Source organism: Halanaerobium sp. DL-01, from assembly GCF_003338615.1.
In the GTDB taxonomy this organism is placed as follows: Bacteria; Bacillota; Halanaerobiia; order Halanaerobiales; family Halanaerobiaceae; genus QPJE01.
Map to the genome: position 1 here is coordinate 123,580 of NZ_QPJN01000002.1, position 9,526 is coordinate 133,105.

Annotated in this window: 9 protein-coding genes; all 9 read right to left on the bottom strand. The window is 35.5% G+C overall.

Annotation, left to right across the window (positions count from 1 at the left end):
• Nucleotides 1–47 precede the first annotated feature (47 nt).
• Nucleotides 48–1,079 carry a BMP family protein gene (locus tag DER71_RS01665; RefSeq protein WP_114458639.1) on the bottom strand — a complete coding sequence of 344 codons (1,032 nt, stop codon included), beginning with the start codon at nucleotides 1,077–1,079 and terminating at the stop codon, nucleotides 48–50.
• A 95-nt stretch (nucleotides 1,080–1,174) separates the two neighbouring features.
• Nucleotides 1,175–2,185, bottom strand: coding sequence for a LacI family DNA-binding transcriptional regulator (locus DER71_RS01670; protein ID WP_114458638.1), 1,011 nt, complete (start codon nucleotides 2,183–2,185; stop codon nucleotides 1,175–1,177).
• Nucleotides 2,186–2,513: 328 nt separating this feature from the next.
• Nucleotides 2,514–3,707 carry an iron-containing alcohol dehydrogenase gene (locus tag DER71_RS01675; RefSeq protein ID WP_114458637.1) on the bottom strand — a complete coding sequence of 398 codons (1,194 nt, stop codon included), beginning with the start codon at nucleotides 3,705–3,707 and terminating at the stop codon, nucleotides 2,514–2,516.
• Nucleotide 3,708: 1 nt separating this feature from the next.
• Nucleotides 3,709–4,206, bottom strand: coding sequence for a hypothetical protein (locus DER71_RS01680; RefSeq protein ID WP_114458636.1), 498 nt, complete (start codon nucleotides 4,204–4,206; stop codon nucleotides 3,709–3,711).
• Nucleotides 4,207–4,229: 23 nt separating this feature from the next.
• Complete coding sequence (locus tag DER71_RS01685; protein ID WP_114458635.1) at nucleotides 4,230–4,778, bottom strand: TIGR01440 family protein; 549 nt, start codon at nucleotides 4,776–4,778, stop codon at nucleotides 4,230–4,232.
• A 5-nt stretch (nucleotides 4,779–4,783) separates the two neighbouring features.
• Nucleotides 4,784–5,854, bottom strand: coding sequence for a P1 family peptidase (locus DER71_RS01690; protein ID WP_114458634.1), 1,071 nt, complete (start codon nucleotides 5,852–5,854; stop codon nucleotides 4,784–4,786).
• A 127-nt stretch (nucleotides 5,855–5,981) separates the two neighbouring features.
• On the bottom strand, nucleotides 5,982–7,487 hold the full coding sequence (locus DER71_RS01695) for a glutathione ABC transporter substrate-binding protein (protein WP_114458633.1): 1,506 nt from the start codon (nucleotides 7,485–7,487) through the stop codon (nucleotides 5,982–5,984).
• Nucleotides 7,488–7,519: 32 nt separating this feature from the next.
• Nucleotides 7,520–8,380, bottom strand: coding sequence for an ABC transporter permease (locus tag DER71_RS01700; RefSeq protein ID WP_114458632.1), 861 nt, complete (start codon nucleotides 8,378–8,380; stop codon nucleotides 7,520–7,522).
• Nucleotides 8,381–8,391: 11 nt separating this feature from the next.
• The gene (locus DER71_RS01705) at nucleotides 8,392–9,333 is read right to left on the bottom strand and encodes an ABC transporter permease (protein ID WP_114458631.1); all 942 of its coding nucleotides are present in this window, start codon (nucleotides 9,331–9,333) and stop codon (nucleotides 8,392–8,394) included.
• Nucleotides 9,334–9,526 lie beyond the last annotated feature (193 nt).

Sequence of the window (9,526 nt, forward strand, 5' to 3'; positions counted from 1 at the left end):
GTGAGGCTGTTATACCTCACCGGTAATTATTAATCAATTATATTATCTTAGTTGCGCTGAAATCCTTCATATGAATCGACTTCAATTTCTCCATTTTTAACTTTTTCTGTCAGTTCCTGAATTCTTGTTAAAATTTCTTCAGGAAACTTATCTCCTAATGCTTCCTGCATTACTGACATATCAGTTAAGCTGACTCCACCATTAGAAAGATCCATTTTGATTGTTCTTCCACCTTCATAATTTCCTTCTGCAACTGATTTTGCAATTAAATAAGTTGCCTGGTCCATACGCTTAAGCATGCTTGTTAATATAGCACCAGGATAAATGCCGTCCTGATTCATATCTACCCCAATTGCATAGTGAGGTGTTTCATTTGCAGCTTCAAGGATACCATTACCTGTACCACTGGCAACATTCATAACAATATCTGCTCCCTGGTCATACTGAGAAAGTGTAAGCTCTTTACCTTTTACAGGATCATTAAATGTACCTGCAAATGATACAAGAACTTTTGTTTCTGGATCAATATATTTTGCTCCCTGTTTATATCCTACCAAAAAGTCATGCAGTACTGGAATATCCATTCCACCTACCCAGCCGATAATTTTATCTTTATTAACACCTTCAATTTCATCATGCTGTGTAAACATTGCTGCTGCTGCACCTGCAAGGAAAGAACCCTCATTCTGGGCAAATACAGCAGAAACAACATTAGGCAGATCAACTACACCATCAATAAGGGCAAACTTTGTATCTGGAAACATTGGTGCATTGTTTTTAACGATCTGCTGGAACTGAGTTGTATTGGCAACTACTAAATCATATCCAGCTGATGCCATAGCAATTAAATTTTGCTCCCACTCTGATGAAACACCAGACTCTAATACTTTAAGTTCAAAGCCATACTCTTCCTGAGCTCTTTTAAGACCTTCATATGAGCTGTCATTGAAAGACTGATCTCCTAAAAATCCGGATAGAACTAAAGCAACTCTCATATCACTATTTTGTGCCATTACATTAAGAGAAAACACACCTACAAAAAGTGCTAATACTAGTAATACTGAAAAAATCTTTCTCATAATTTTTTCCTCCTTGATATTTTTTGTCTTTACAACAGAATCACTTAACTGAAATGACCATAACCTCTCGATCAATTATATATAAGTTAAACTGATTAATCTAATAAAGATTTTACCGATTCTCTTTCAATTAGTTCAGTTTTAAGAACAACTTCAGTTAAGTTCGGATCCTTATTTTCGTTTATTATACCCAGCAATTCCTCTGCTGCAAGTTTTCCAATCCGGTATTTAGGCTGCCGCATAGTAGTTAAGCCGGGCCTTATAAGTGAAGCAAGTTCAATATCATCATGACCAAAAACAGATACATCATCTGGAATTTTAAGACCTTCATCAAATATGGCTTCATAAACCCCCAGTGCCATAAGATCATTTCCTGTAAAAACTGCTGTGGGATGTTCATCATCCTGCAAAATTTTCTTCATGGAATAATAGCCTGAACTGCGGCTGTAATCTCCTTTTACATAGAATTTATCCAAAAGGTTTATATTATAATCTTTCAAGGCCTTTTTAAACCCTTCAGCACGACAGCGGCCTGTATTTGTGTCAAGATCTCCTGTTATATGAGCAATCCTTTTGTGTCCTTTACTGATTAAATATTCTACAGCTTTATATGCAGATTCCGTATTATCAATTGCAACTGAAGGAATACTGCTTCCTTCAACCAGTCTGTCCAGCTGTACAACAGGAAAGCCTTCCTTTTCCAGTTTAAAAATTTCATCACAGTTTTCATAGGATAATGAAAGTATCATTCCGTCAACCTGTTTGGATCTCAGCAGATCAATACTTTCTTTTTCCCAAGTTTTGCGGTTATCTGTATTGCAGAAGATAACAGAATATCCTTCTTTTCTCAGTTCATCTTCTATACCGCGGGCAACTTCAGGAAAAAAGGGATTGCATATATCCGGAATAATTAAACCAATAGTGTAACTTTTCTGAAGAACAAGTCCTCTGGCTATAGTGTTTGGCTGATAGTTTGTTTCATCTATTATTTTTTCTACTTTCCTTTTTGTATCTGAACTAACATCAGGTTTATTATTAATTACTCTAGAAACTGTTGTGACAGATACACCAGCTCTGCGGGCAATGTCTTTTATTGTAACCTTCATTTCTACCACTCCAGAATATATTTGTAAACGATTTCGGTAACGATTTCATGTTAATTATAAAATATTTTGAAAAATAGAGCAAATAAAATTATTCACTATAAATCCAATTAAAACAGATTACCTTTCCGTTTGAATAAATATGTTTGTTATTCTACATATTATGCCTGTTTTGAAATAAAAAAACTCCCCGGGGGAGGGGAGTAAAGATAAATTCAATATTTGACTTAAAGTCAAAAACTGACTCTGATTCAAATTATAATATAAATAATATTATTTGTCCAGTAAAAAAACAAAAAAATAGTATTTTTGCAAATAAAAGTGGATCTTTTTACTCATATGCAGCCTCTAAAATAGAACGGATATCTCCTCTTTCTACCCTGCCGGCAGAAGAAAGTACTGCTGCATCATGGATTGCTTTTTCTACAATTTCTTCAAAATCTTCTTTTCTTACACCGATTTCTTTTAGATTTCTTGGAATACCTGCCAGATCTTTCAGTTCATCAAGCAGTTTAACTACTTCATCAACAGCAGCTTCAGCACGTTTTTCTGCCGGTGTAGATGCATATATTTCCGGGCCAGCCAGAGAAAGCAGCAGATCAGAATAGGAGTTTCGGCAGTAGTCAAACTTAAGATTATATTCCATACCATGTGAAAGCAGTATAGAAATTGCATCACCATGAGAAACTTCAGAAACAGATTCACAGGCATGACCAATAGCATGAATAATACCAACCATCGAATTAGAAAATGCTATTCCTGCCATTATAGAGGCATTTGCCATTGCCATTCTGTATTTCACATTATCCCCTTCCCGTACAGCAGATTTAAGATATTTTCCAATCAGTTTAACTGCTGTAAGTGCATAATTATCACTTAAGGGATTTTTCTGCAGGCCTGTATATGCCTCAACAGCATGAACAAGAACATCAACACCCAGCGAAGCTGTAAGGCGGGCCGGAAGAGGAAATGTCATCCTGGGATCAAGCACTGCAAGATCAGGCAGCAGTTTATTGGAAAGGAACTCTAATTTTAATTTTCTTTCTTCATCTGTTATTACCGCTTCTACTGTTGCCTCAGATCCGGTGCCGGATGTTGTAGGAATAACAATCAGTGGTTTCATGTCACCATGTGCTGTTTCTACTCCCACCAGTTTCCTTATATCATCTGTATTTTCCGATATCATTAAATTTATGCCTTTAGCGGTATCTATTACAGAACCTCCACCTAAAGCAATAATAGAATCACAATCATTTTCTCTAAAAACCTCAGCTGCTTTTTTTACAATATCTACTGAAGACACATTGGGGATTTTTTTGAAGATATGTTTTCCGCTGATTTCAAATCCATGCAGATGCTCAAGCAGCAGATCGAGCAGATTTAATTCATCCAGCATTTCATTTGTAAGAATAAATGGCTTTTTAATTTTAAGTCTTTCCATCTCATAGTCAAGAGTTAATAGAGCATTTTTACCTGAGTTTATTTTTACCGGATTATAAAATTCGTAATATTCAGGAAATCTCATTTCATTCACCCTTATCTTTATTTAAAGTTAATGTATGCAGAAAAAGCATTACTCTTCCTGTTTCTCTATTTATTTTATTAGGCATTATATCTTTTGTCATAAATGATGGAAGCAGATATGATTCTAAAATCTCCAGCATATAGATCATTGATACCCCAACAGAAAAATCTCCATCTATAATTAATCTATGTTCGGAAAATGAATCTCTTATACTTTCTTTTACAGAAAAAACCTGATATGCCAGCTCTTCATCTTTAAAAAAAATTTTGAGTTCAGCTTTTTTGTCATCTTCTTTAAACCCAAGATAATGTAATTTATTATTTAATTTTTTGATGAACATAAATGGCCCGTGTTTATCAGCTGCCAGAGCTGCTGTAAATTCATCAGGCCAGAATTCAAGTTCTTTTTTTATGCGGCTGTCTTTTTCAGAAAGAACAACCAGAAATCTACCTGCTGTCAGTAGAATTATTCTATCTATTATATGGTGTAGAAATTTCAACTATATTTACCTCCTAATAATTATCAAAGTTTTTTGTGTCTGGCCCTATCTCCACCGATCATTCTGGGCCTTGTTCTGCAGGCAGTAAGATGAGCTTCTCCAATCTTTTTAATAGAAAGTCTAACTGGAACTGCAACTTCTTTTAAATGCATTCCAATAAATACATCTCCTATATCAATACCAAAATCTGCTCTTATATTTTCTACCATAACCGGATCATCGAAATATTTATATGCAGCTGTGGCAAAAGCCCCACCGGCATTTCTATGGGGTATTACATTTACCTCTTCTAGATTTTCTTTTTCTGCATATTTTTTTTCAACAACCAGTGCCCTATTTATGTGTTCACAGCCCTGTACTGCAGCATATATCTCTTTTTCTTTTAGAATTTCTATTAATTTTTTGATAATTGTTTCACCTATGTTGAGATCTGTTGATGAACCAATTTTTTCTCCTTTAATCTCACTGCTGCTGCCACCTATTACCATTATATCACCTGCTCCAGCTTCAGATAAAGAAATAATTTCCCTAACAGCAGTTTTAAAATCAGAAATAATTTTTTCAGCACCCATCTATATCACCTTTCCATATTATTAATTAAATTTTTTAACGACTCCCGACTGCGGCCTTTAAATCCAGTTACCGATTCAGCAGTAACCATCGAATTATAAACAGCTTCCTGAGTTGATTCAACAGCTGCTTTAAAAACAATATCTAACTTTCGGTCCTTTAAAATTTTATTCTGCAAAAAGTCACCACTGTCATATTCTGTGATATAATCTGCAGTAGAAAAGGCAAGCACTATATCACCACTACCATTACTAATATATGTACCTGTTTTAGCAAGTCCTGCTCCTGCCCTAACACATAATCTTTTTAATTGTCTTGATGAAAGAGGAAGATCAGTGGCAAGTATTACAATAACCGATCCATCCTGTGACTTATATTCCCTATCTTCATCTTTTTCTTCCTCATCTTTTTGAGGCATAATATCACTTAAGCTTTTGCCATAAAGCAGAAAATCTTTCTTTTTACCAAAATTGCTTAATACAAGTGCTCCTAAATGATATTCATCTTCAGAAATTTTAAATCTGCGGGAAGAAGAGCCGATACCACCTTTTAATCCATAACAGGACATACCTCTCCCTGCACCAACAGCGCCTTCTCTAAAATCCTTTTTGATATTTTCTTTTGCTTTAAAATAGTCTTTTTCCTGTACTGCTAACTTTCTTAAATTATTAAGATATTGATCATTACACTCCAATACTACAGAATTAAAGCTGCCGGCTTTTCCACCAATATCTTCATTTTGTGCAAGTATATTTTTTATTAAAGCCGTAGATACTGTACCTACATTAAGTGTGTTTGTTAATACTATAGGAGATTCAATACTACCCAATTCTCTGATCTGTACAAGACCTATACTTTTGCCAAATCCATTTATAACGTGAACAGCAGCCCTCAGCTTATTTTTAAAAATATTATTTTCATGTGGCATTACAACAGTTACTCCTGTCTGGATATCACCATCGGCCAGAGTAGAATGACCTACTTTAACACCTTCAATATCAGTTATTTTGTTCCATTTGCCAGGTTTTAAACTGCTGTGCTTTTCTATATTAAAATAATCTCTTGTTTTTTTCTGCATATAATCATCCTTTTTTAATTTTCTCATTAATTATAGTTTACAACATTACCAGTATATAGGCAAATTATAGCACAAAAAAGACCTCCCTTTTAGGAGGTCCTTAAATTAACACTATTTCCCTTTACAGCTACTCTACATCAACATTTTTAAGATACCAGTTGCCATTCGGCTGAATTGTTAAACCTTTTACTCTATCTCTGTAGATAACATAAACAGACTGATGATAAAGTGGTACCCAGACAGCATTATCAACTAAATAGTTATTTGCTTTACTGAGGTATTCCAGCCTCTTTTCTTGATCAACTGTACCGCGAGATGCCTCTATATATGCATCTGCTCCATCATAAAAAGATCTGTTTGCTCCACCAATATTATCAGAGTGAAGGTTAGGATAGATCAGCTCACTTCCATCAGCAGTTAAGTTAGACCAACCCAACAGAAATAGGTCTGTGCTTCCCTTACGTGTTTCTGCAAGGTAGGCTCCCCATTCCAGAGTTCTGATATCTGCATTAATGCCAACTTCTTTTAACATAGCCTGAATCATCTCTGCATTTCGCGTATATTCTGTACTAACTGATGTGGTCCAGATTGTTGTTTCAAAACCATCAGCATAACCAGCTTCCTCTAACAGTTCTTTAGCTTTTTCCGGATCATATTCCTGACCATATTTTTCTACCTCTTCTTTATAACCAAATACCTTAGGACCAATTATACCATAAGATTTGTATGCCAGACCATTCATTGTAGCAATAATTCCATCTCGATCTATCGCATGAGCAATGGCTCTCCTTAAAGTTATGTCATTAAATTCTTCTCTTTTAAAATTAAAACCAAGATATCTTATTGGGGTACCTTTAACCATATCAATATCTATTTCTGGATTTGCTTCAAGGCGCATTAGATGTTCTGAAGGAACAGAATCAATAAAATCAATTTCTCCAGTTTCCAGCATGGCAACCTGTGTAGCAGCTTCTGGAACTATTTTGTAAACTGCCTTATCAATTTTTACCTCTCCACCCCAGTAATTATCGTTCTTTACAAGTGTCAGCTGGTTTCCAGCATCCCACTCTTCTACTTTAAATGGACCTGTTCCACATGCATTCTGCATTAAATCACCGTATTTTTTAACTGCTGCCGGACTTACAATGGCAGAATTAGAATGTGTTAATGCTGCCAGAAATGGTCCATAGGGATATTTGGTTGTGATTTTAACTGTATATTCATCAACAACCTCAATAGTATCTACCGGTTCAAGCAGACTTGCTCGTGGTGCAGCTACATTTGGATCTCTCAGACGATCAAATGAAAATTTAACTGCTTCTGCATTGAACTTAGTTCCATCATGGAAATAAACATCATCTCTTAATTCAATGATCCATGTTTTTGGGTCAGGGTTGGAATAAGATTTAGCCAGATTTGGCTTTATTTCATTTGTCTTTCCATCACGCAAAAACAGTGTCTCATAAACCTGTACCTGTACTGTAGCAGAAGCTGAATCATTTGTTAAAATAGGTGATAGGCCAACAACTTCACCACTTGTAGCATAAGTAATTACTTTTTCCTGTGCTGAAACACCAAAACTAAAAGCTGTCATTAAAAATACCATTAAAATTAAAATACTTACTTTTTTCAAAACTACTCCTCCTTCTCAATTCTTTTTTTATTTTAGCGGCTTCCGGGATCCAGTGCATCCCGGAGGCCGTCACCAATTAAATTAAAAGCAAAAACAACCACGGCAATTGCAATTCCAGGCACTATTACCATATGGGGAGCATTATAAATAAATGAACGACCTGTGCTCACCATAGCCCCCCATTCTGGAAGCGGTGGCTGTGCGCCAAGGCCTAAAAATGAAAGTGCAGCAGCCGATAAAATAGAAGAGGCAAGACGCAGTGTTGCATAGACAATTATCGGCCCAAAACAGTTGGGCAAGATATGCTTGAACATAATCCTTACATCTTTAGCCCCTAAAGCTCTACTTGCCATAACATATTCGTTTTCTTTTAAAGAAAGAACCTGTCCCCTTACAATCCGGGTAAATGTCGGTATAGACCAAATACTGATAGCTATTATGACATTAATCAGACCTGGACCCAAAACAGCAATTATGGAAAGAGCCAGCAGAACACCTGGAAAAGCAAGCATTATATCTATCAGCCGCATAATTATATTATCTGCTTTAGGATAAAATCCTGCTGCAAGTCCCAGTGAAACCCCTACAATCAATCCCAGAAAAACAGCTGAAAAACCAACTGAAAGAGAAATACGGGAACCATATATTAATCTGCTCAAAATATCTCTACCATATTCATCTGTACCAAGGAAGTGGCCATCACTACCTACAGGCTTAAATCGATTGGTGAGACTCTGTTTATATGGATCATATGGTGCTACAAAAGGAGCCAAAACTGCAATTAAAATAGTAATAATAATCAGTGTAAATCCGAACAGAGCCATTTTATTTCTTTTTAAACTTCTCCATAATTTATACAGGGTTCCTGCTTTTTTTACTTCACTTCTTCTCATTTTATCAGCCCCTACTCATATCTAATTCGCGGATCTATATATGCATAAATTAAATCAACAAATAGATTTATAAAAACAAATAATAATGCTACCATCATTACAGAAGACTGTACAACAGGAAAATCGCGGGTGCTGATTCCCCTCACTATCATTCTCCCTATGCCGTTTATTGCAAAAACAGATTCAGTTATTACTGTACCGGCAAGCAGGCGCCCAAAATTTAATCCTATAACTGTAATAATTGGAATTAAAGCATTTTTTAAAACATGTTTAATTATAACTGACTTTTCTGACACTCCCTTTGCTCTGGCAGTTCTTACAAAATCCTTACCAATTGTTTCTAACATAGATGATCTTGTCATCCTTGCAATCAGAGCTGCAGATGCCACTCCCAAGGTTGTAGCAGGCATTACAAGATGTTTAATCCATTCTAGTGTCCACCAGTTTTCCGGCAGACCGGAAATAGGCATAACTCTATATTTAACTCCAAACAAATATATTAAAACAGTACCTATCCAGAAGCTGGGAAGAGAAATACCCAGCAGGGCAATAACCATACTTAAATTATCAAATAATGAATACTGTTTTACTGCTGCAATTATACCGGCAGTTAATCCGATCAAACTGGCAATTAATATACTGCTGACTGCCAATACCAGTGTATTGGGAAATCGGTTCTTTATCATGTTTACAACAGGTTCTCTAGTCTGTACTGATTCTCCCATGTTAAGAGTTATAAGTCCTTTCACAAAAACTCCGTACTGAACATAAAAAGGTTCATTTAAACCAAGATTGTCTCTAATAGCTTCAATATCAGATTCAGACGCCTGTGGGCCAGCCATAATAACTGCTGGATCTCCAGGTGCAAGATGCATTGTAAAAAATACAATCAGCGAAACACCAATTAAAACCGGAATAATTAACAAAAGTCTTCTCACTATGTATGCAAACATACTCTCTTCTCATCCTTTCAAAACATTTAGCATAAAATATTAATTTAATTATTAAAATTATACCACGGTACTTTAATTGTGTAAAGCATTAAATAAATAGGAGTTTCCCCAAAATTTATTTTCAAGCTGCAAAAAGGGGGCTTTAGTCATCAACGAAATTTTTAGATTTATCTAAAACTCAATTCGGGTGTGA